This window comes from Isoptericola luteus (genome assembly GCF_020297055.1).
In the GTDB taxonomy this organism is placed as follows: Bacteria; Actinomycetota; Actinomycetes; order Actinomycetales; family Cellulomonadaceae; genus Isoptericola; species Isoptericola luteus.
Window position 1 is genome coordinate 379,916 of the sequence record NZ_JAIXCQ010000002.1, and the last position, 22,585, is coordinate 402,500.

General features: G+C 71.4%; 16 protein-coding genes and 1 tRNA gene. 4 read left to right on the top strand and 13 right to left on the bottom strand.

All coding sequences use genetic code 11. The features are described 5' to 3' along the window. Nucleotides 1-348 precede the first annotated feature (348 nt). From LEP48_RS04805 to LEP48_RS04865, 13 genes are all read right to left on the bottom strand, one after another. The gene (locus tag LEP48_RS04805; RefSeq protein ID WP_225564432.1) at nt 349-4,230 is read right to left on the bottom strand and encodes a DNA-directed RNA polymerase subunit beta'; all 3,882 of its coding nucleotides are present in this window, start codon (nt 4,228-4,230) and stop codon (nt 349-351) included. A 48-nt stretch (nt 4,231-4,278) separates the two neighbouring features. Beyond that, nucleotides 4,279-7,791: a DNA-directed RNA polymerase subunit beta gene (rpoB, locus tag LEP48_RS04810; RefSeq protein WP_225564433.1), complete on the bottom strand. Its 3,513-nt coding sequence runs from the start codon at nt 7,789-7,791 to the stop codon at nt 4,279-4,281. A gap of 531 nt (nt 7,792-8,322) precedes the next feature. Then, nucleotides 8,323-8,712, bottom strand: coding sequence for a 50S ribosomal protein L7/L12 (rplL, locus tag LEP48_RS04815; protein WP_225564434.1), 390 nt, complete (start codon nt 8,710-8,712; stop codon nt 8,323-8,325). A 123-nt stretch (nt 8,713-8,835) separates the two neighbouring features. Further along, nucleotides 8,836-9,366, bottom strand: a complete 531-nt coding sequence (rplJ, locus tag LEP48_RS04820) for a 50S ribosomal protein L10 (protein ID WP_225564435.1) — start codon at nt 9,364-9,366, stop codon at nt 8,836-8,838. Nucleotides 9,367-9,868: 502 nt separating this feature from the next. Further along, nucleotides 9,869-12,448, bottom strand: coding sequence for a CHAT domain-containing protein (locus tag LEP48_RS18700; RefSeq protein WP_225564436.1), 2,580 nt, complete (start codon nt 12,446-12,448; stop codon nt 9,869-9,871). 50 nt (nt 12,449-12,498) lie between these two features. After that, nucleotides 12,499-14,439 (bottom strand): S8/S53 family peptidase, encoded by a 1,941-nt coding sequence (locus tag LEP48_RS18705; protein ID WP_225564437.1) that lies wholly within the window; start codon nt 14,437-14,439, stop codon nt 12,499-12,501. Further along, entirely contained in the window at nt 14,436-14,942 is a 507-nt protein-coding gene (locus LEP48_RS04835; protein ID WP_225564438.1) for a carboxypeptidase-like regulatory domain-containing protein, read from the bottom strand. The genes LEP48_RS18705 and LEP48_RS04835 overlap by 4 nt, the downstream gene beginning before the upstream one ends. Next, on the bottom strand, nt 14,939-15,574 hold the full coding sequence (locus tag LEP48_RS04840) for an RNA polymerase sigma factor (RefSeq protein WP_225564439.1): 636 nt from the start codon (nt 15,572-15,574) through the stop codon (nt 14,939-14,941). Before LEP48_RS04840 ends, LEP48_RS04835 begins: the two co-directional genes overlap by 4 nt. 308 nt (nt 15,575-15,882) lie before the next feature. Continuing rightward, nucleotides 15,883-16,593, bottom strand: a complete 711-nt coding sequence (gene rplA / locus LEP48_RS04845) for a 50S ribosomal protein L1 (RefSeq protein ID WP_225564440.1) — start codon at nt 16,591-16,593, stop codon at nt 15,883-15,885. Between the two features lie 116 nt (nt 16,594-16,709). After that, on the bottom strand, nt 16,710-17,141 hold the full coding sequence (gene rplK / locus LEP48_RS04850) for a 50S ribosomal protein L11 (protein WP_225564441.1): 432 nt from the start codon (nt 17,139-17,141) through the stop codon (nt 16,710-16,712). A 99-nt stretch (nt 17,142-17,240) separates the two neighbouring features. Then, nucleotides 17,241-18,065, bottom strand: coding sequence for a transcription termination/antitermination protein NusG (gene nusG / locus LEP48_RS04855; protein WP_225564442.1), 825 nt, complete (start codon nt 18,063-18,065; stop codon nt 17,241-17,243). Between the two features lie 68 nt (nt 18,066-18,133). Continuing rightward, nucleotides 18,134-18,388 carry a preprotein translocase subunit SecE gene (gene secE, locus LEP48_RS04860; RefSeq protein ID WP_225564443.1) on the bottom strand — a complete coding sequence of 85 codons (255 nt, stop codon included), beginning with the start codon at nt 18,386-18,388 and terminating at the stop codon, nt 18,134-18,136. A gap of 133 nt (nt 18,389-18,521) precedes the next feature. Then, a tRNA-Trp gene (locus tag LEP48_RS04865) sits at nt 18,522-18,597 on the bottom strand. 235 nt (nt 18,598-18,832) lie between these two features. Here LEP48_RS04865 and LEP48_RS04870 point away from each other — a divergent pair. From LEP48_RS04870 to LEP48_RS04885, 4 genes are read left to right on the top strand one after another with little or no spacing between them, the layout of a single operon-like run. Beyond that, nucleotides 18,833-19,801: an ABC transporter ATP-binding protein gene (locus LEP48_RS04870; RefSeq protein ID WP_225564444.1), complete on the top strand. Its 969-nt coding sequence runs from the start codon at nt 18,833-18,835 to the stop codon at nt 19,799-19,801. Beyond that, a complete protein-coding gene (locus LEP48_RS04875; protein WP_225564445.1) occupies nt 19,798-20,664 on the top strand; it encodes an ABC transporter permease in 867 nt (288 codons plus the stop codon). Before LEP48_RS04870 ends, LEP48_RS04875 begins: the two co-directional genes overlap by 4 nt. After that, nucleotides 20,651-21,907, top strand: coding sequence for a sensor histidine kinase (locus LEP48_RS04880; RefSeq protein WP_225564446.1), 1,257 nt, complete (start codon nt 20,651-20,653; stop codon nt 21,905-21,907). The genes LEP48_RS04875 and LEP48_RS04880 overlap by 14 nt, the downstream gene beginning before the upstream one ends. Continuing rightward, on the top strand, nt 21,904-22,545 hold the full coding sequence (locus LEP48_RS04885; protein ID WP_225564447.1) for a response regulator: 642 nt from the start codon (nt 21,904-21,906) through the stop codon (nt 22,543-22,545). Before LEP48_RS04880 ends, LEP48_RS04885 begins: the two co-directional genes overlap by 4 nt. Nucleotides 22,546-22,585: the final 40 nt, after the last annotated feature.

A 22,585-nucleotide genomic window follows, 5' to 3' on the forward strand; every position in this document is an offset into this window, starting at 1 on the left:
TACGGATCGCAACGCCACTTACCACCGGCTCGATGGCCCGGGCCTCTCCCCCGCCCGTGAGGGCGGTCGGGACTGACCGCGGGATGCTCGTGACCAGGTTCGGCGGCGCGTCCGGCAGTCGACCCGAGCCGAGAGCTCAGGGGTGACAGCGGGATGCGCGCACGACAGCACGGGCACGGCTTCCAAGATTACCCGCCGAATCAAGTCGGGTCAAAGGAGGCCGACTGTGACGTACGCCGCCCCGCCGAGATAGAGAAGGCTGACGCCGAGATAGAGAGGGTGCGGACCGCAACACTTGCGGTCCGCACCCTCTCTATCTCGGCGTCAGCCTTCTCTATCTCGGCATGATCAGCGGAAGTCGCCGAAGTCGAGGTCCTCCAGCGGGATCGCCTCGCCCGAGCCCATGCCGAGCGTCGGGAAGTCGATCTCGTCGTAGCCGAAGCTCGGGTAGAGCTCGGCCTTGGCCTGCTCGGTGGGCTCGACCTCGATGTTCCGGTAGCGGGGCAGGCCCGTGCCGGCGGGGATGAGCTTACCGATGATGACGTTCTCCTTGAGGCCCAGCAGCGGGTCCCGACGGCCGCTCATCGACGCCTCGGTGAGCACGCGGGTCGTCTCCTGGAACGAGGCGGCCGACAGCCACGAGTCGGTCGCGAGCGACGCCTTCGTGATGCCCATGAGCTCGGGACGGCCGGAGGCCGGCTGCCCGTTCTCCGCCACGGCACGCCGGTTGGCGTCCTCGAAGCGGGTACGCTCCGCGAGCTCACCCGGCAGCAGGTGCGAGTCACCCGAGTCGAGCACGGTCACGCGACGCAGCATCTGCCGCACGATGACCTCGATGTGCTTGTCGTGGATGTCCACACCCTGCGAGCGGTAGGTCTCCTGGACCTCGTCCACCAGGTGCTTCTGGGTGGCACGCGGCCCGAGGATGCGCAGCACCTTCTTCGGGTCGACGGCGCCCTGGACGAGCTGGGTGCCCACCTGGACCTGGTCGCCGTCCGCCACCAGCAGGCGCGCACGCTTGGTGACCGGGTACCGGATCTCCTCGCCGCCGTCGGCCGGCGTGAGGACGAGGTGCCGCGTACGGTCCGAGTCCTCGATGGTGACCGTGCCGGTGTACTCCGCGATCGGCGCCTCACCCTTGGGGGTGCGGGCCTCGAAGAGCTCGGTGACACGCGGGAGACCCTGCGTGATGTCCTCCGCGGACGCCACACCACCGGTGTGGAAGGTACGCATCGTGAGCTGGGTGCCCGGCTCGCCGATCGACTGCGCCGCGATGATGCCGACGGCCTCGCCGATGTCCACGAGCTTGCCCGTGGCGAGCGACCGGCCGTAGCACTTGGCGCACGTGCCGACGCGCGACTCGCAGGTCAGCACCGAGCGCACCTTGACGCTCTCGATGCCGGCGGCGATGACGTGGTCGATCACCACGTCGCCCGCGTCGGACCCGGCGGTCGCGACGACGTTGCCGTCGCCGTCCACCACGTCCGTCGCGAACGTGCGCGAGTAGATGCTCGTCTCGACCCGCGGGTGCGGGACCAGGACGTCACCGATGCGCTCCGCGACCGGGAGGTTCAGGCCCCGCTCGGTGCCGCAGTCCTCCTCGCGGATGATGACGTCCTGCGAGACGTCCACGAGACGACGGGTCAGGTACCCGGAGTCCGCGGTACGCAGCGCCGTGTCCGCCAGGCCCTTGCGGGCACCGTGGGAGGCGATGAAGTACTCGAGGACGGACAGGCCCTCGCGGTAGTTGGACTTGATCGGGCGCGGGATGATCTCGCCCTTCGGGTTCGCCACGAGGCCGCGCATACCGGCGATCTGACGGACCTGCATCCAGTTACCACGGGCGCCCGAGGACACCATGCGGTACAGCGTGTTCCGCGAGTTGTTCTCGAGGTTCTCGCGCATGACCGACGCGATCTTGTCGGTGGCCTGCGTCCAGATCTCGATGAGCTCCTGGCGACGCTCGTCGTCGGTGATCAGACCCTTGTCGAACTGGTCCTGCACCTTGAGCGCACGCTGCTCGTGCTGGTCGAGGATCTCGTTCTTGGAGTCCGGCATCGCGACGTCGGAGATCGCGATCGTGACACCCGAACGGGTCGCCCACTTGTAACCGGCGTCCTTGAGCGCGTCGAGCGACGTCGCGACGTCGACCTTGGGGTAGCGCTCCGCGAGGTCGTTGACGATCGTCGAGAGCTCCTTCTTGCCGATCACGCCGTTCTGGAACGGGTAGTCGACGGGGAGCGCCTCGTTGAAGATCGTGCGGCCGAGCGTGGTCTCGAACAGCAGCTGCTGCCCGGGCTCCCAGCCCTCGGGCGCCTCGAAGCCCTTCAGCGGGGGCACGAGGTCCGACATGCGCACCTTGATGATCGCGTTGATGTCGAGCTCGCCGCGGTCCATGGCCATGATGGCCTCGGCCTGCGACGCGAACACGCGACCCTCGCCCGCGGCACCCGCACGGTCGGACGTGAGGTGGTGCAGACCGATGATCATGTCCTGCGAGGGCATGGTCACCGGACGGCCGTCCGACGGCTTGAGGATGTTGTTGCTCGAGAGCATGAGGATGCGGGCCTCGGCCTGCGCCTCGGCGCTCAGGGGCAGGTGGACCGCCATCTGGTCACCGTCGAAGTCCGCGTTGAACGCGGCGCACACGAGCGGGTGCAGGTGGATGGCCTTGCCCTCGACGAGCTGCGGCTCGAACGCCTGGATGCCCAGGCGGTGCAGCGTCGGTGCACGGTTGAGCAGCACCGGGTGCTCCTGGATGACCTCTTCGAGGACGTCCCACACCTCGGCGCGGGTGCGCTCGACCATGCGCTTGGCGCTCTTGATGTTCTGCGCGTGGTTGAGCTCCACGAGCCGCTTCATGACGAACGGCTTGAACAGCTCGAGCGCCATCTGCTTGGGCAGACCGCACTGGTGCAGCTTGAGCTGCGGGCCGACCACGATGACCGAACGGCCCGAGTAGTCGACGCGCTTGCCGAGCAGGTTCTGGCGGAACCGGCCCTGCTTGCCCTTGAGCATGTCGGAGATCGACTTCAGCGGACGGTTGCCCGGCCCCGTGACGGGGCGACCGCGGCGGCCGTTGTCGAACAGCGAGTCCACGGCCTCCTGGAGCATCCGCTTCTCGTTGTTGACGATGATCTCCGGCGCGCCCAGGTCGAGCAGGCGCTTGAGCCGGTTGTTGCGGTTGATCACGCGGCGGTACAGGTCGTTCAGGTCGCTCGTGGCGAAGCGGCCACCGTCGAGCTGCACCATCGGGCGCAGGTCCGGCGGGATGACCGGGACGGCGTCGAGCACCATCGCGGTGGGCGAGTTCGTCGTCGTGAGGAACGCGTTGACGACCTTGAGCCGCTTGAGGGCGCGGGTCTTGCGCTGGCCCTTGCCGGTGCGGATGGTCTCGCGCAGCGACTCGGCCTCGGCCACCAGGTCGAAGCTCTCGAGGCGCTTCTGGATCGCCGCGGCGCCCATCGAGCCCTCGAAGTAGGTGCCGTACCGGTCCTGCAGGGTGCGGTACAGCATCTCGTCGCCCTCGAGGTCGGCGACCTTGAGGTTCTTGAACCGGTCCCAGACCGCCTCGAGGCGGTCGAGCTCCGCGTCGGCACGCTTGCGCAGCTGCGCCATCTCGCGCTCGGCGGAGTCGCGCACCTTGCGGCGCGCGTCGGCCTTGGCGCCCTCGGCCTCGAGCTCGGCCAGGTCGGCCTCGAGCTTGGAGGCGCGGGTGTTGATGTCGTTGTCGCGGCGGTCCGAGATCTCCTTCTTCTCCAGGTCGATCTCGTTCTGGAGGTTCGGGAGGTCCTCGGTGCGCGCCTCCTCGTCGACCCACGTGATCATGTAGGCCGCGAAGTAGATGACCTTCTCGAGGTCCTTGGGCGCGAGGTCGAGCAGGTAGCCCAGGCGGGACGGCACACCCTTGAAGAACCAGATGTGCGTCACCGGGGCGGCGAGCTCGATGTGGCCCATGCGCTCACGGCGCACCTTCGAGCGCGTCACCTCGACGCCGCAGCGCTCGCAGATGATGCCCTTGAAGCGCACGCGCTTGTACTTGCCGCAGTAGCACTCCCAGTCCCGGGTGGGGCCGAAGATCTTCTCGCAGAAGAGCCCGTCCTTCTCCGGCTTCAGGGTGCGGTAGTTGATGGTCTCGGGCTTCTTGACCTCCCCGTGCGACCAGGCACGGATGTCGTCGGCCGTAGCCAGGCCGATGCGCAGCTCGTCGAAGACGTTGACGTCGAGCAAGATGTCCTACTTCCTAAAGCAGATGGTCGTGGCAGCAGGTCGCTGGGGTCAGATCTCGTCGACGGTGGCGGCTGAGTTGGGGCGGCGGGACAGATCGATCCCGAGCTCCTCTGCGGCGCGGTACACCTCGTCGTCCGACTCCTTCATCTCGATGGAGGAGCCGTCGCTCGAGAGGACCTCGACGTTCAGGCAGAGCGACTGCATCTCCTTGAGGAGCACCTTGAAGGACTCCGGGATACCCGAGTCGGGGATGTTCTCCCCCTTGACGATCGCCTCGTAGACCTTGACGCGACCGGGGACGTCGTCCGACTTGATGGTGAGCAGCTCCTGGAGCGTGTAGGCCGCGCCGTACGCCTCCAGGGCCCACACCTCCATCTCACCGAAGCGCTGGCCACCGAACTGCGCCTTACCACCCAGCGGCTGCTGCGTGATCATCGAGTACGGGCCGGTCGAGCGCGCGTGGATCTTGTCGTCGACCAGGTGGTGGAGCTTGAGGATGTACATGTAGCCCACCGCGATCGGGTCGCCGAACGGCTCGCCCGAACGCCCGTCGAACAGGTGTGCCTTGCCGTCGACGCCGACCATGCGCTCGCCGTCACGGTTCGGCAGGGTCGTCGTGAGCAGACCGCGCAGGGCGACCTCCTCCAGACCGTCGAACACCGGCGTCGCCACCGGGGTGCCCGGCTCCGACTTGGACGCGACCTCGGGAAGGTGGTCCTTCCACGTCAGGTCGTCGCCCTCGGCCAGCTCGATGTCCCAGCCGCGGCTGGCGACCCAGCCGAGGTGGGTCTCCAGCGCCTGGCCCACGTTCATGCGGCCCGGCACGCCCAGCGGGTTGAGGATGACGTCCACGGGGGTCCCGTCCGGGAGGAACGGCATGTCCTCCTGCGGCAGGATCTTCGAGATGACGCCCTTGTTGCCGTGGCGGCCGGCCAGCTTGTCGCCGACGGTGATCTTGCGGCGCTGCGCGATGTAGACGCGCACCAGCTGGTTCACGCCGGCAGGCAGCTCGTCGCCGTCCTCCCGGTTGAACTCCCGCACGCCGATGACGGTGCCGGACTCGCCGTGGGGCACCTTGAGCGACGTGTCGCGGACCTCGCGGGCCTTCTCGCCGAAGATCGCGCGCAGGAGGCGCTCCTCCGGGGTCAGCTCGGTCTCGCCCTTCGGGGTGACCTTGCCGACCAGCACGTCACCGGCGCCGACCTCGGCACCGATGCGGATGACGCCACGCTCGTCGAGGTCCGCCAGGACGTCCTCGGAGACGTTCGGGATGTCCCGCGTGATCTCCTCGGGCCCGAGCTTCGTGTCGCGGGCGTCGACCTCGTGCTCCTCGATGTGGATCGAGGACAGGACGTCGTCCTCCACGAGGCGCTGCGACAGGATGATCGCGTCCTCGTAGTTGTGGCCCTCCCACGACATGAACGCGACGAGCAGGTTGCGGCCGAGCGCGAGGTCGCCCTCGTCGGTCGCCGGGCCGTCGGCCAGCACGGAGCCGACCTCGACCCGCTGGCCCTCGTCCACGAGCACCCGCTGGTTGTAGCTGGTGCCCTGGTTCGAGCGGCGGAACTTCGCGGCGCGGTACGAACCGGTGGTGCCGTCGTCGTTGGCCACGAGGACGAGGTCCGCGGAGACCTCCTGCACCACACCCGGCTTCGTGGCGACGATGACGTCGCCCGCGTCGATGGCGGCGCGGCGCTCCATGCCGGTGCCGACCAGCGGCGCCTCGGAGCGGACCAGAGGCACGGCCTGACGCTGCATGTTCGCGCCCATGAGCGCGCGGTTCGCGTCGTCGTGCTCGAGGAACGGGATGAGCGCCGTCGCGACCGACACCATCTGGCGCGGCGAGACGTCCATGTAGTCCACCTCGGTGGGCGGCAGGTCGTCGGTCTCGCCACCCTTGATGCGGACCAGGACGCGCTCGTTGAGGAACGTGCCGTCGTCGGCGAGCTCGGTGTTCGCCTGCGCGATGATGTAGCGGTCCTCGTCGTCGGCGGTGAGGAACTCCACCTCGTCGGTGACCTTGCCGTTCACGACCTTGCGGTACGGCGTCTCGATGAAGCCGAACGCGTTGATGCGGCCGTACGAAGCGAGCGAGCCGATGAGGCCGATGTTCGGGCCTTCCGGCGTCTCGATCGGGCACATGCGGCCGTAGTGCGACGGGTGGACGTCACGGACCTCCATGCCGGCGCGGTCACGGGACAGGCCGCCCGGACCCAGCGCGTTGAGACGACGCTTGTGCGTCAGCCCCGCGAGCGGGTTGTTCTGGTCCATGAACTGCGACAGCTGCGAGGTGCCGAAGAACTCGCGGATCGACGCCACCACGGGGCGGATGTTGATCAGCGTCTGCGGCGTGATCGCCTCGACGTCCTGCGTCGTCATGCGCTCGCGCACGACGCGCTCCATCCGGGACAGGCCGGTGCGGACCTGGTTCTGGATGAGCTCGCCCACGGCGCGGATGCGGCGGTTGCCGAAGTGGTCGATGTCGTCCGTCTCGACGCGGACCTCGATCTCCTCGCCGTCGCGCGTGCCGGAGATGGCGGCGTGGTCGGCGTGCAGCGCGGCGAGGTACTTGATCGTCGCCACGATGTCGGACACCGCGAGCGTCGAGTCGGCGAGCTCGGCGTCGACGCCGAGCTTCTTGTTCACCTTGTAGCGGCCGACCTTCGCGAGGTCGTAGCGCTTCGGGTTGAAGTAGAAGTTCTCGAGCAGCGCGCGACCGGCCTCGACCGTGGGCGGCTCGCCCGGACGGATCTTGCGGTACAGGTCGACCAGGGCCTCGTCCTGCGTGTGGACGTGGTCCTTCTCGAGGGTGTCGAGGATGGACCCGAAGTCCGCGAACTCCTCGCGGATCTCCGCCTCGGTCATGCCGAGCGCCTTGAGCAGCACCGTGACGGGCTGCTTGCGCTTGCGGTCGACGCGGACGCCGACGGCGTCGCGCTTGTCGATCTCGAACTCGAGCCAGGCGCCGCGCGACGGGATGACCTTCGCGGAGAAGACGTCCTTGTCGCTCGTCTTGTCCGGCGTGCGCTCGAAGTACACGCCCGGAGAGCGCACGAGCTGGCTGACGACGACGCGCTCGGTGCCGTTGATGATGAATGTGCCACGCTCGGTCATGAGCGGGAAGTCACCCATGAAGACCGTCTGGCTCTTGATCTCACCGGTGGTGTAGTTCACGAACTCGGCCGTCACGAAGAGCGGCGCGGCGTACGTGAAGTCCTTCTCCTTGCACTCCTCGGCCGTGTACTTCGGCGGCTCGAAGCGGTGGTTGGAGAACGAGAGGGACATCGACTGGCCGAAGTCCTCGATCGGCGAGATCTCCTCGAAGATCTCCTCGAGGCCCGACGTCGCGGGGACGCCGACGCGACCGGAGGAGTTCGCCGCCTCGACCCGGGCCTGCCAGGACGAGTTGCCGAGCAGCCAGTCGAAGCTCTCGACCTGCAGCCCGAGGAGGTCGGGGACCTCGAGCGGCTCGTAGATCTTGGCGAAGGAGACGCGGCGGGAAGCGGTGCGGTTCGCGATGGCGTCGGCGGACGGAGCAGAAGGGGTGCGCGAGGCAGCCAAGAGGGGTCCTTCCCTGCAGTTCGGTGGCACGCTGTACGCTCAGCGAGGCTGCAGGCGCCGGCCGCGGGTCGGAGGACCGTCCGAGGGGTCACGAAGGGGTGACAGACCGAGGGGCGGACTTCGTCGGCGAGGGGGCGTCGGGGCACACGCGAGCGCAAAGCGCTAGCATAGCCAGAACTCCGAAGAAAGTCCACTCGCGCGGGCACACCAGCGGACGCCCTCGGTTCTGGGGTGATGAGGACGTTGTCTCGGTGGCCGCCATATGCCGCCCAAGAAACGGTTGTCGTCCCACGATACTCGCGTCGCGGCACCGATGCCAGACGCACCGGGGCGACGTGCGTCACCCCGACGATGTCCGACGCACCGACGCACCGACGCACCGACGCACCGACGCACCGACGCACCGACGCACCGACGCCCGTCAGCGCGCCCGCTCCCCCGCCGCTCGCCCGGCCGGGGACGCCACGAGGCCCGCACCCCCGGAAGGGTACGGGCCTCGTGAGAAGCGACGCGCGGCTCAGGCCGCACGGATCACTTGAGGGTGACGGTCGCGCCAGCGCCCTCGAGAGCGGCCTTGGCCTTCTCGGCGGCGTCCTTGTCGGCAGCCTCGAGAACCGGCTTGGGGGCGCCGTCGACCAGGTCCTTGGCCTCCTTGAGACCGAGGGACGTGAGCGCGCGCACCTCCTTGATGACCTGGATCTTCTTGTCGCCGGCGGCCTCGAGGATGACGTCGAACTCCGTCTTCTCCTCAGCAGCGGCAGCCTCGCCACCGCCGGCGGCGGGGGCGGCGACCGCGACGGCGGCCGGAGCAGCGGCGGTGACCTCGAAGGTCTCCTCGAAGGCCTTCACGAACTCGTTGAGCTCGATGAGGGTGAGCTCCTTGAAAGCGTCGAGGAGCTCGTCGGTGGTGAGCTTCGCCATGATGGCGTTCCTTTCGATCGATGACCCGTGGTGCCGCTCGGGCGTCCACGCGATCCGTTGTGGTGCGTCCTGGGGCCTGGGGCCCGGCAGAAGCAGAGGGGGGTTGTGCTTGCCGTACCGCCGTCAGGCGGCGACGGCCTCCGATTCCTGCTTCTGACGCAGGGCATCGATGACGCGAGCGGCCTCGGCGGGCTTCGCGGTGAAGGCGTAGGCAGCCTGGTAGAGCTTGGCCTTCATCGCGCCGGCCGCCTTGGCCAGCAGGACCTCGCGGGACTCGAGGTCCGCGAGCTTGGTGACCTCTGCCGCGGTCAGGGCGTTCCCGTCAAGGACACCGCCCTTGATGACCAGAGCAGGGTTCGCCTTGGCGAAGTCACGCAGACCCTTGGCGGCCTCGACCGGGTCACCGGTCACGAACGCGATCGCGGAAGGACCCTTGAGGTCGGCGTCGAGCGACTCGATGCCGGCCTCCTTGGCCGCGATAGCAGTCAGCGTGTTCTTCACCACGGCGTAGGTTGCGTTGCCGCTGAGCGACCGACGCAGCTCCTTGAGCTGCGCGACGGTGAGCCCGCGGTACTCGGTCAGCACGGCCGCGTTCGACTCGCGGAACTTGCCCGCGACCTCTGCGACTGCGGCTGCCTTGTCCGGCCTCGCCATGGCAATCCTTCCGATGGTGGTGCCACCGGTCCCCGGAACGAGAAAAGAGCCCCGGCGCAGGCGCACGGGGCTCGGAGTCGCGGTGTTCGCCGCGGATCGTCGTCGTGTCTCCTGCGCAGGCCCCCGCGCGTTCAGCGGGACTTCGGTCTTCGTCTGCGATGGATGGATCCAGGCAGCGTCGGACGACCGGCGGTCTTGGGTTACCCGAGAGACCATACACGACCCGAGGCGGTGGGCCGGCATCGCCCGTCGAGCTCCGGCTGCGGGCCGGTGCTGCCGTCAGTGGCCGGTGGCCGGGAGCGGCCTGTCCGGGCCGAGGCAGGAGCAATGGCCCGGGAACTCTCGTCGTGAGGGTGGCACGCCGCGGACCTGCAGCGATGCGCCGGCAACAAGTCGTCTGCGGCGACCTCGCGTCGCACGTGCAGCCCGCTCGGCGACGAGGTGCGGGCGGGGGCGCGGGCCCGGTCCCGTCGCACCTCGTCCGCGCACGATGTCGTCCACGTCACAGATCGAGGGCGCCGAAGCAGACGAGCGGGACCGCCTCGGCCTCGTCGGCGGTCGCCCGCGCCAGTGCCTCGCCCGGCCGCATCCCGTCGCGCAGGGCAGCATGCAGCACCGGCATGACCCGGACGGCGACGTCGTCGCGGAGCGGGGCGACCGCGGCGATCACCGAGCGCGCTCCGTGCCGCAGCAGAACGCTCGCGAACCCCAGCGCCTCTCCCCCGACGTCCGACGTCGACAGACCGAGCTCGCATGCCGAGAGCACCACGGTCGCACCCGCGAGGTCCACCCCGTCGAGCTCGTGGGCGAAGAGCGGCCCGTCCGCCAGGCGCAGCGACGAGAACATCGCGTTGTCCTGCACGTGCGTGCCGTGTGCCGCCAGGTGCACCACCCTCGCCCGCGCGAGCGCGTCGACGGCACCTGCCGTGGTGGCGTCGTCGCCGACCAGCGCCCGGGCTCCGGGCCAGATAGACGCCACCGCCTCCGCCTCGTGCAGGCCGCCCTCGGTCTCCGGGCCGGCGAGCACCACGACCCCGGACCGCGCGTCCGGGCCCGCGCCGCCAGGGGCCGCCAGCTCCACCCGCTCGCTCACCCAGGTCCGGCGTCCGAGACGCGAGGGCAACGCCGACCACGGCAGGGTGAGCAGCTGGCCCCGGGCCACCACGTGCAGGTCGCCGTCCACACCCAGGGGCACGACGAGCAGGTCGTCGAGCTGCGCCAGCGACTGCGCCAGCGACCTGGCTGCCAGGTCCCTCAGCGGCTGCGGGATGAGGACGTTGGCGACGACCGAGAGGTCGGCCCGTGCCCTGCGCGCCTGCTCGAGCAGTGCCGGGCGCAGACCGAGCCGGTGCAGCGTGCGCCCGCGGGTGTCGATCCGGACGGCCAGGATCTCGTCGTCGACCGTCGTGTACGAGACCACGACGAGGCCGTCGCCATCCGTCCCGTGGCGCCGCAGGGCGGCGCGGACCTCCCTTGCCGTGACCGGCTCGACGGGGCGACGCTCTCCCTCGACCTGCCACGAGAGCTCTCGGGCCCGGTCCTGCAGCCGTCGCGCCTCTACCAGGTGCTCACGCTTCCTGCGGATCAGGTCCGCCGTGGCGGCGGACCCGAGCGCCAGTGCCGACTGGTGCTCGGCCCGGGCGCGCCCGAGCAGGTCGGCCAGCCGCGGGTCGTCCGGGGGGACGAGCCGGGCCGCGCCCGCGGCCGCGGCGCGACCGCGCTCGAGCGCGTCGAAGACCGCTCCGGCGTCGCCGGTACCGAGCGCGGCGCGGACGTCCACCAGGTTGAGCCGCAGCGCGTGCACCCCGGTGGCGGCGACGGCCTCGACGGACCCCAGTCCCCGGTGCGCCGCGAGCGTGCGCTGGCCGTGCCGCACGGCACGCACCCCGGCGCTACGCACCCCCCGCGCGAACGCCACCTGGGCCGTCATCGCGGACCGCTCCAGCCGCAGGGACAACGGAGCGGTGCCGAGGTCGGCGGGAACCTGCGCCAGCAGCGCGCGCGCCTCGTCCAGGTCACCGGCCAACGCCGCCCACTCGGCGGCCATGAGGAGCGCCGGATATGTCACCGTGATCCGCCCGGCGATACCGGCGCGCTCGCCCCGCCGGGCGAGCTCGCGGGCGCGCTTCGCTCGGCCTCGCAGCCCGGCGCGCGGGCGTCCCTGCACCGCCCAGCGGTCGGCACCGAGCTGCGCCTGCAGCTCCGCCGCCTCAGCGCGCGTCCGCCAGGGCGTGTTTCCCGCCCGGGCGAACCCGCGGGCCGCGGACCGAGCGGCCTCCTGAGCACGGTCGAAACGGCGCAGGTCCATGAGGCACGTGGCGAGGGCCAGCTCGACCTCCGCGAGCACTACCGCCGACCCCCCGTCGAGCAGGGCGGCAGCCTGCTCCAGCGCCTCCACCGCGTCGGAGACGAGCCCTGCCTCTGCCAGCACCCGCGCCCGGTCCAGGAGCGCGACCGGCTCGGGGCGATCGCCCAGCTCCTCGGACTCCGCCATCTCGCGCAGCGCGGACGGAAGGTCGCCGCCGAGGAACGCGGCATAGCCGAGGTTGTGGCGCGCCGCCGCCTCGAGCGCCGAGTTCTCGATGCGTCGCGCGATCTCGGCGGCGGCGCGCAGGTCACGCGCCGCCGCCGAGGGCTCCCCGGCCTCGAGGTGCAGCGCGCCACGATTGAGAAGGACGATCCCGAGGTCGTACGTCGGCTCGGCGCCCGGGCCGGGGGCGATGCGGTCCAGCGCCTCGCGGGCTCCTTCGAGGTCGCCCGAGCGCAGGAGCAGCAGACCCCGCTGGCCCCAGACCGCGAGCCTCTCCTCGTCCAGGTCCGCGGCCACGCAGCTTCGCTCGGCGGCGTCGAGCATGCCGAGGGCGTCGTCGAGATCGCCCGACGTCTCGTAGCCGCCCCGGGCGATGCCGAGGTGGGCGCGCACCCTCAGCGCGGCGCCCTCCTGACCGTCGCCCGGCGTCTCCGCCTCGAGCAGTGCGACGAGCTGCCGGTACAGCGCGAGCGCACGGACGAAGCGCCCGACGTCCTCCGCCGCATGAGCGTCCGCGTACAGCGCTCGAGCGCGCTCCAGTGCTCCGGCCACCCGGTGAGGGTACGTCCTCGGGCAGCCGTCGCGGGAGGACCGTGCCCCCGTCAGTCGTTCCGGGCGGACGCAGACCCCTCCTGCGGCCGGAGCCCGGTGCTCAAGGTGATCGCGTCCCAGACCTGCGCGCACCGTGCGGCATCACCCGCCGCACCGTCCGGAACCCGCGGCTCCACGATCCCTCCGTCCAGCAGGTGCCGGGCCAGCTCGCCCGCGAGCACCGGCGCCGCGAACGAGGTACCGCTCCAGATCGCGAACCCGCCCTCGAAGCCCTCCGGGTCGATCGTGGCACGGTGCCCGTCCGAGAACAGCTCGCGCATGAATCGGGAGGGCGCGATGACGCCGTCCATGCTCACCGGCGCCGTGCTGACCAGGGCCGACCCGGGTCGCAGGCACGTCACCCAGTCCCCGTCGTTGCTGAACAAGGCGGTGGTGCCGTCCGGGTTGCGCGCACCGACCGCGACGAGCGGGGGCTCCTCGACCGACAACGGCTCGAGAGGTGTCGGGGGCTCCGCACGCCGGTCCAGCCGGGGGGCGAACGCCGCCGGGAACGTCTCGCGCACCTGCCCGTCGTTCCCGCTGGAGCAGACGACCGCGACCCCCCAGCGGCGCAGCTCACGCAGCACGGTGCCCAACGGAAGGTCGAAGTCCCTGTCCTGCGGCCGCTCGTGGTAGTAGCCGAGCGACAGGACCGCCACGTCCACGGGCGCGTAGCCGTCGACGCCGGCCAGGCCGAGGAGATGCCACAGGAGCAGCCGCCGCAGCGAACGGAGCAGGTCGCGCTCCGAGATGACACCGGACCCACCGTAGACGCGCGGGGCCAGGATCACGGCGTCCGGGCACTGCTGGTGGACGAGCCCCGCCATGAAGGTGCCGTGCCCAGCCACCGGGTCGAGCGGGCCCACGAGGGGCTCGATCGAGACGCCACCGATCTCCGGGTCCTGGTAGTCGTGCGCAGGCTCGGGGCTGAGCCCCACCGGCCTGCCCACGACCCGCGGGTCCCGGATCACGACGTCGGGCCGCGACCGGTCGTCCTCCGTCCAGCCCACGCCGACCGGGCGTTGGGCACCGTCGAGCCCGAACCAGGGGTGAGGTCCGACGCCCGTGTCCATGAGCGCCACCACCGGACGCCGTCGCCCGTCGTCACCGACGTACGGGTCGTCGCCCGCCGGGATCTCGCTCCGCGGCACGGCGCCGACCCAGGCCACCGGCTGGCGACCGCCCGATCCGGCCGCGGTGTACTCGGCCAGCCCGCCGATCGGGTGACCCATCGTGATCGGGTGACCCATCGTGATCGGATGACCCATCGTGATCGGATGACCCATCGTGATCGGGTGACCCATCGTGATCGGGTTCCCGGTGATGAACGGCTGGGTGGCCGTGAAGCTCTGCGGCTGGCTCGCGGCCCCGCCGCCGATACCACCGGGGACGATGACGTGGTCGAGGGCGAGCGAGATCTCGTCGGGGCCGGCGGCGGCCTGGACGGACACGCTCCCGGCCGGCCAGGGCAGCGTGTAGCCCAGGACCTCATCGCTGGGACGTGCGTCGTGTCTGGCCCACGATCCGCGCACCGCGGTGAGCAGGTTCCAGCCGTCCGGCAAGCCGCCCTCGTCGAGCCGTACCAGCACGGCGGAGGTGCCGAAGACCTGACGCAACCGTGCGCGCAGCGCGTCGTCGAAGCCCCCGAGGTCGGCGGCCTCGGTGAGGAGGTCCAGGTCGTCGTACGTCTCGGGCTCGATCTCGACGTTGACGCCGTGCCGCCACGCCGCGTGCCGCAGGCGCCGCAGCCAGCGCGGGGCCCGCCCTTCCCGCGGCGGTGCCTCGACGTCGAGCAGCAGCCGGTCCCCGACGTACCAGGTGGGCTGCGGGGAGGCCTGCGAGCCGGACCGCCGGGCGGCCGTCGGGTCGAGGGTGCGGGTGCGCCACTGCAGACGCTGCGGCGTGTCGGACGACCTCTGCTGCGGCGCGTCCGAGGATCCTGGCGCGCTCACAGCTCGACCACCGGCGTCGTCACCGGGGTGCCTCCGGGCAGCCGCACGAGGAAGCTCGCCGAGCCGGGCTCGACGGCCTCGAACACGAACCGGCCGTCGTCGTCGGCCGTCGTCTCGAGCGTGGTGCCGGGCTGCCGCAGCTCGACGGCGCGCGGCCCTGCCGGGGCGATCCACCCGTCGACGCGCACGGAGACGCCGTCGTCGGCGGCGGACAGCGCGATCATCACCGTGAGGCGCTCGTGGGTGAACGTCACGGTGCGTGCCTCGAGCGGCTGCCCGCTCCGCACGGCACCCACCGGCACGTCGATGCGCTGCAGCTCCATGACCTCCGCCTCGAGCCCAGCGAGCGTCATCGCGAACAGCGACCGCTCGACCAGGCCGTCGGGCACCGGGTCGCGCTCCTCGACGACGCGGGCCAGCCGCCCGAGCACCGCCATGTCCCACGCGTCCAAGGGTTCGGCCTCACCCGGCACGCTCGTCGTGCCGTCCTGTGCTGAGTTCATGTCCATGAGACCTTTCCCTGGTCGGTGAGGACGGCGCGCAGCTTGGCCAGGCACCGTCCCCGAGTTGCACCGATGCTGCCCACGGGCATGCCGAGGGCCGCCGAGATCGCCTTGTAGTCGGGGCGGTCCGCGAGCGAGATGAGCTTCAAGAGCTGCTGGCAGCGTTCCGGTACCTCACGCAGCGCGGACCACAGGATCTGGTCGCGCTCGTCGTCGAGGACCGTCGCCTCGGGACCCGGGCCGAGATCCGGGAGCGCGGCGCCGCTCTCCAGGACGTCGTCGGGGAGCTCGGTGCGCCGGCGGGCGTCGTCGCGGGTCTTGCGGACCGCCTCCCACGCCGCGCGCTTGGCCGTCACGAGCAGCCATTTCAGGACGGCCTTGGGCTCGGCGATCGTGTCGACGTGCCGGACCAGGGCCGCCCACGTGGACTGCACGACGTCGTCCGCGGCGTCCCGGTCCACGCCCTGCGCCCGCACCGTGTGCCACAACAGTGGCGTGGCCTCCCGCACCAGCGAGGTCAGCGCGCCGGAGCGTCCGTCGCGGTACTCGAGCAAGGCCCGGGCCGCCCGGTCCCCCAGGCTCTCCTCGGCGTCGCCCACGTCGACGGTTCCTTCCTGCATCGCTCCTGACATGGCAGTTCGCACCTCACGCGGGCTCGTCGACGAGACCCGACCGCTGTGGCCGGGGTCTCCTGAGCCTAGGTCGCTCGTTCTGCGCTCGGCAGGGACGCGAGGGGGTGCCATCGGTGAATTCACCCCCTGGAGCGGGTCGTGGACTGTCATCACCTCCGAAGGAGGGCCGCGGCGGGTGCCTGATACATGGCTCGAACCCGCCGCACGTCCGGACGGGCTCCCTCGGACGCACGAAGGCCCGGCACCCCTGGGGGTGCCGGGCCTTCGTCGAGAAACCGATCAGCGGGGACCTGCAGGTCCCGGCCGGATCACGCCTCGTCGAGCAGCTTCGTGGTGCGCGACTGGTCGAGCGGGATGCCCGGGCCCATCGTCGTCGCCATCGTGGCCTTGGTGATGTAACGGCCCTTCGAGGACGACGGCTTGAGGCGCAGGACCTCGTCGAGCGCCGCCGCGTAGTTCTCCACCAGCGCGGTCTCGCTGAACGAGGCCTTGCCGATGATGAAGTGCAGGTTCGAGTGCTTGTCGACGCGGAACTCGATCTTGCCGCCCTTGATGTCGGTGACGGCCTTGGTCACGTCCATCGTCACCGTGCCGGTCTTCGGGTTCGGCATGAGACCACGGGGGCCCAGCACCTTGCCCAGTCGACCGACCTTGCCCATGAGGTCCGGCGTCGCCACGGCGGCGTCGAAGTCGGTGTACCCGGCGGCCACCTTCGCGATGAGCTCGTCGCCACCGACCTCGTCGGCGCCGGCCGCACGGGCCTCCTCCGCCTTGGCGGCGTTCGCGAAGACGAGCACGCGGGCCGTCTTGCCGGTGCCGTGCGGGAGGTTGACCGTGCCGCGGACCATCTGGTCCGCCTTGCGGGGGTCGACACCCAGGCGGAAGGCGACCTCGACGGTCGCGTCGTACTTGACCGTCGCGGTCTCCTTGGCGAGGCGGACCGCCTCGAGGGGCGCGTAGAGCGCGTCGCGGTCGATCTTCTCCGCGGCGGCGCGGTATGCCTTGCTGCGCGTTGCCATCTGCGTTCTCCTTCTGCAGTCGTGGTGAACGGGTCCGCGCGGACCCTGCCACTGGCCCGACGACGTTCGCCGGGCGGTTCGTGCCGGCCCGGAGCGATCCGGCCGGCACGGGGACATCACTCGGAAACGGTGATGCCCATCGAGCGGGCGGTGCCCGCGACGATCTTCATCGCGGCGTCGATGTCGTTCGCGTTGAGGTCGGTCAGCTTCGTCTGGGCGATCTCACGGACCTGGTCCGACGTCAGCGAGGCGACCTTGACGGTGTGCGGGGTCGCGGAGCCCTTGGCCACACCGGCGGCCTTCTTGATGAGCTCGGCGGCCGGCGGCGTCTTCGTGATGAACGTGAACGAGCGGTCCTCGTACACGGTGATCTCGACGGGGACGACGTTGCCGCGCTGCGACTCGGTCGCCGCGTTGTAGGCCTTGCAGAACTCCATGATGTTCACGCCGTGCTGACCGAGCGCGGGGCCGATCGGCGGGGCGGGGGTGGCCGCGCCGGCCTTGATCTGGAGCTTGATGAGGCCGGAGACCTTCTTCTTGGGAGGCATTGCTCTTCCCTGTCCTTCTGAGTTCGTGGACCGACGCCGTGGGCGATGACCCGGTTGCAGTACTGCGTTCGGCGAGCGAGCGGCAGGTGCCGCCCGTCGTCAGATCTTGGCGACCTGGTTGAACGACAGCTCGACCGGGGTCTCCCGGCCGAAGATGGAGACGAGGACCTTGAGCTTGGCGGCCTCGACGTTGATCTCGGAGATCGTGGCGGGCAGCGTGTCGAACGGGCCGTCCGTGACGGTCACCGACTCGCCGACCTCGAAGTCGACCTCGACGGCGGCGGCCTGGCCGCCCGCGGAGGACGCGGCGGCAGCCTGCTTGACGGCCTCGGGCTGCGTCGCGAGGAACGTCGGCGCGAGCATCGAGTAGACCTCGTCGAGCGTCAGCGGGACCGGCTGGTGGGTGTGGCCCACGAAGCCGGTGACGCCCGGGGTGTGGCGCACGGCGCCCCACGACTCGTCCGTGAGGTCCATGCGCACGAGGACGTAACCGGGGATGCGGACGCGGCGGACGATCTTCTTCTGCGCGTTCTTGATCTCGGTCACCTCCTCCATGGGGACCTCGATCTGGAAGATGTAGTCCTCCATGTTCAGGCTCTGGATGCGGTTCTCCAGGTTGGCCTTCACACGGTTCTCGTACCCGGCGTAGGAGTGGATGACGTACCAGTCGCCGAACTGCGCGCGCAGGGTACGGCGGAACTCCTCGGCGGGGTCCTCGACGGCCTCGTCGGCGTCGGCGGCGGCCTCGGCCGGCTCGTCGTCAGCCTCATCGGCGGGCTGGTCGGCCACCGCGTCGCCGGCAGCGTCGTCGGCCGCGGTGTCCGTGGTCTCGTCCGTGGGCGCGTCGACGTCAGCCACGTCGCCGTCGGCGACGGGCTGCGTGGGGTCGACGTTCTCCGTCTGGTCCAGCGGATCCTGGGACACGAACGAACCTGCTTTCTGACTTCTGCTGTGGAGGACGGGCGTCCTGGCGGACGGCCTGCGGGGAAGGGTCAGTCGCCGAAGATGGCGAGGACACCCAGCCCGATGACGTAGTCGAGCGCCGTCACGAAGAGCATGACCACCGTCACGAACACCAGGACGACGATCGTGTAGCTGATCAGCTCCGACCGCGTCGGCGTGACCACCTTGCGCAGCTCGCCCACGACCTGGCGGACGAAGAACGCGATGCGGGCGAACACGTTGCGACGCTGGCCCTCGCGGGCGCCCGCGTCGTCGTGCACGGCCTCAGCCGGCGACTCGCTCACTTGCTGTACCCCGTTTCGCGTTCGAACCGCAGCCGCACCGCCTCCCGGCGACGCGCCCACGGCACAGACTCCTGGCGTTCCGAGGTCACGCGACGTGCGACCCCGCTGCGCGCGGCCCCGCGGGGGAACACGCTGGCAGGGTAGACAGGACTCGAACCTGCAACCTGCGGTTTTGGAGACCGCTGCGCTACCAATTGCGCCACTACCCTTCGTGCTCGATGCTCCGACCGCCGCGCTGCAGGGCGCGTTCGATCATGGCGGGCATCAACCACCGAGGGACAACTGTACGCGACGCGAGGGCGTGGGTCGAACCACGGTCACGGGACGCCGTGCCGGACGCCGCGGACCATCGCCGGACCGCCGCCAGCGTCCACCGACCGGTGGACACGAGGTCCCCCCGACCGGACCTCGCGGGCGTCCTGCCCTCCCCGCCAGGCTGGTCGCATGGAGATCACGAGCACCACGGCCACTCCCCAGCCGGCCACGAGACCCCGCCCCGGCGGCGCACCCGGGGGCACCGCCGTCCACGTCCGCGGGCTGCGCAAGCGGTACGGGACCAAGCAGGCCGTCGACGGCCTGGACCTCGACATCGACGAGGGCGAGATCGTGGCGGTGCTCGGCCCGAACGGCGCCGGCAAGACCACGACGGTCGAGATCCTCGAGGGCTTCCGCTCCCGCGACGGCGGCGAGGTCCGCGTGCTGGGCGAAGACCCGGTGACCGGCGGCCACGCGTGGCGGGCCAGGATCGGCGTCGTCGCCCAGGACTCGCGCGACCAGGCGGAGCTCACCGTCGCCGAGTCCGTCCGCCACACGGCGCGCTACTACCCCCGGCCCGCCGACCCGGACGCCGTCGTCGACGCCGTCGGGCTCACGCCGAAGGCTCGCGTGCGGGTGCGGTCCCTGTCCGGCGGGCAGCGCCGCCGGCTCGACGTCGCCCTCGGTATCGTCGGGCGCCCCGAGCTCCTCTTCCTCGACGAGCCCACGACCGGGTTCGACCCGCACGCGCGGCGCGACTTCTGGGACCTCGTGCACGCCCTGCGGGCGAGCGGCACCACGATCCTGCTCACCACGCACGACCTCGCCGAGGCCGCATACCTCGCCGACCGGGTCGCGGTGGTGCGCGACGGCGTCGTCGTCGCCGAGGGGCCGCCCGGCTCGCTCGGCGGGCCCGAGGCCCGCGTCCCCCTCGTCTCGTGGACGCAGGACGGCGTCGCCCGCTCCGAACGGACGACGACGCCGACCGCGCTGCTGAGCCGGCTCGCCGCCACGGCGGCCGGGCCGGACGGCGAGATCGCGGACCTGCGGGTCACCCGGCCCACGCTCGAGGACGTCTACCTCGAGCTGGTCGGCGGCCCGGAGTCGGCCGCCGCCGAGGACGCCCGCCCCACCGGAACCCAGGAGGACGCAGCATGAGCGCCGTGCAGCAGGCCACCGTCGCCGCCCCGCCCCGTGGCCGGCGGCCGGACCGCCTTCCCGGCGTGGGCACCCTCACCCTCGTGCGCGCCGGCGTGGAGCTGCGCCAGTTCTTGCGCGAGCGCGACGCGGTGATCTTCGTCTTCGCCTACCCGGTCATCATGCTCGCGATCTTCTCGACGGTGTTCTCCGACGCCCAGCAGGGCGCGGAGGGCGTCGAGGTCGACTTCGCCCGCTACTTCCTGCCGGGCATGATCGCGACCGGCATCATGCTCACCGGCTTCCAGTCGATCGCCATCTCCATCGCCGTCGAGCGCGACGACGGCACCCTGCGCCGGCTGCGCGCCACCCCGCTGCCCGCCACGGCGTACTTCGGGGGAAAGGTGGTGCTCACGCTGGCGACGTCGGTGGCACAGACCGTTACGCTGCTGGCCGTCGCGGCGCTGGTCTACGACGTCCCGATGCCCACCGACGCCGCGGACTGGGCGACGTTCGCCTGGGTGTTCACGCTGGGCACCGCCACGGGCGCGGTCTGCGGGGTCGGGTTCTCCTCGGTGCCGCGGTCGGGGCGTTCGGCGAGCGCCGTCGTGACCCCGGTCGTGCTGATCCTCCAGTTCATCTCCGGCGTGTTCTTCGCGTTCTACGCCCTGCCCGGCTGGATGCAGACGGTCGCCTCCGTGTTCCCCCTGAAGTGGCTGGCGCAGGGCATGCGGTCCGTGTTCCTGCCGCCCGAGCTCGAGATCCTCGAGGTGGGCGAGTCCTGGCAGCTCGGGGCGGTTGCTGCTGTACTGACCGCATGGTTGGTGGTCGGGCTCGTGCTGGGGGTCCGCTCGTTCCGGTGGCGCCGGCGTGACGACGGCTGAGGGCCTCCCGGACGGCGGCACGCCCCTGAACCGGTACGACGCCGAGGACGGTGCGTCGTGGGACCGCCAGGTCGTGTGGTGGGACGCCGCGTTCGTGGGCATCGTCGTGCTCACCGCCGTCGCGCTGCCGCTCAGCGGGGTCACCGGCGCCGCGCTGGGCATCGCGCTGGGCGCGATGGCCGCGCTGCTGGTCGCCTACCTGCTGTGGGGCGCCCGTGCGGCGCGCACGCGGGAGCAGGGTCCGGCCGTCGCGTACGTCGTGGTGCTGATCGTCGCCACGACGGTGAGCACCGCGCAGGCGAGCCTCGCCACGCTGCTGCTATTCGCCGCGTTCAGCCAGATCTTCATGCTGCTCGAGCCGGCGCGGCGCGCCGCGCTGGCGTCCGCCGTCCTCGCCACCGCCACGGCGTTCGGCATCGCGTTCCAGGGCGGCTTCGACCTGCCGACCCTCCTGGAGGCGGCGCCCCAGATGGTGGTGGCCCTGGCGTTCGCGCTGCTCCTCGGGCTGTGGTTCGCCACGGTGATGCGCCGCTCTGACGAGCGGGCCCGGCTGCTCGGGGAGCTGGAGGAGGCGCAGGCGCAGCTCGCCGAGTCCCATCACTCCGCCGGCGTGACGGCGGAGCGCGAGCGCATCGCGCGGGAGATCCACGACACCCTGGCGCAGGGCTTCACGAGCGTCGTGACCCAGGCGCAGGCCGCCGTCGCCGCGCTCGACCGCGACGAGCCGGCGCGGGCCCGCGAACGCCTGCTCCTGGTGGAGCAGACGGCCCGCGACAACCTCGCCGAGGCCCGTGCGCTCGTGGCCGCGTTCGCGCCGGTGGCCCTGCAGGACTCGACGCTCGCCGAGGCGCTGCGCCGCCTCGCGGAACGGTTCACCGCCGAGACCGGCACTCCCGTCCGCCTCGAGGTGGCGGACGGCCAGGGCGGGCCGGCGCCCGACCCGACGTCCGACGTCGTGCTGCTGCGGGCCGCGCAGGAGGCGCTGGCGAACGTGCGGCGGCACGCCGCCGCCCACACCGTCGTGGTGCGCCTCGACCTCGGGGCCGGGGTCGTCCGGCTCGCGGTGGACGACGACGGCACCGGCATCGCCCCGGACCGGCCGGAGGGCATCGGGCTCGCCGGGATGCGGGACCGGGTCCGCGCCGTCGGCGGCTGGATCGACGTCGGACCCGGGCGGGACGGCGGGACACGACTCGAGGTCCGCCTGCCCGCGCACGAGCTGCCCGAGCACGAGGCGTCATGAGGACGTCCACGCCCGCCGGCCCGCGGACCGTGCGGGTGCTCGTCGCAGACGACCACCCGGTGGTCCGGTCCGGCATCGTGGGGATGCTCGACGGCGAGCCGGATCTCGAGGTGGTCGGCGAGGCACCGGACGGCGAGGCCGCCGTGACGCTGGCCGCCGAGCTGGCGCCCGACGTCGTGCTCATGGACCTGCGCATGCCTCGGCTCGACGGGGTGGGCGCCACGGCGCGGATCGCCGGGACCGGGCCGGCCGTCGTCGTGCTCACCACGTACGACACGGACGCCGACATCCTGCGTGCCGTGGAGGCCGGGGCCACGGGCTATCTCCTCAAGGACACCCCGCGGGACGTGCTCGTCGCCGGCGTCCGCGCGGCGGCCCGCGGCGAGACGGTGCTCGCCCCCGGGGTCGCGACGCGCCTCGTGGCGGGGGTCCGTTCCGTCGCCGGCCGCCTCACCGACCGGGAGGCGCAGGTCCTCGCGCTGGTGGCGCGCGGGATGTCCAACGCCGCGGTCGGCCGCGAGCTGTTCATCGCGGAGGCGACCGTCAAGACGCACCTGCTGCGCACGTTCGCCAAGCTGGGCGTCGACGACCGCACCGCGGCCGTGACCGTGGCCCGGGAGCAGGGCTGGCTCGTTTGAGCCCCTCGGGCCACCGGACCCCCGGCGCCGGACGCGCGTG

Excerpts from the sequence above, each read along its gene's own strand:
- rplA (WP_225564440.1), bottom strand. The coding sequence starts at position 16,593 with ATGGCAACGCGCAGCAAGGCATACCGCGCCGCCGCGGAGAAGATCGAC.
- LEP48_RS04870 (WP_225564444.1), top strand. The coding sequence starts at position 18,833 with ATGGAGATCACGAGCACCACGGCCACTCCCCAGCCGGCCACGAGACCC.
- LEP48_RS04875 (WP_225564445.1), top strand. The coding sequence starts at position 19,798 with ATGAGCGCCGTGCAGCAGGCCACCGTCGCCGCCCCGCCCCGTGGCCGG.
- rplL (WP_225564434.1), bottom strand. The coding sequence starts at position 8,712 with ATGGCGAAGCTCACCACCGACGAGCTCCTCGACGCTTTCAAGGAGCTC.
- LEP48_RS04885 (WP_225564447.1), top strand. The coding sequence starts at position 21,904 with ATGAGGACGTCCACGCCCGCCGGCCCGCGGACCGTGCGGGTGCTCGTC.
- LEP48_RS04840 (WP_225564439.1), bottom strand. The coding sequence starts at position 15,574 with ATGTCAGGAGCGATGCAGGAAGGAACCGTCGACGTGGGCGACGCCGAG.
- LEP48_RS04835 (WP_225564438.1), bottom strand. The coding sequence starts at position 14,942 with ATGAACTCAGCACAGGACGGCACGACGAGCGTGCCGGGTGAGGCCGAA.
- rplJ (WP_225564435.1), bottom strand. The coding sequence starts at position 9,366 with ATGGCGAGGCCGGACAAGGCAGCCGCAGTCGCAGAGGTCGCGGGCAAG.
- rplK (WP_225564441.1), bottom strand. The coding sequence starts at position 17,141 with ATGCCTCCCAAGAAGAAGGTCTCCGGCCTCATCAAGCTCCAGATCAAG.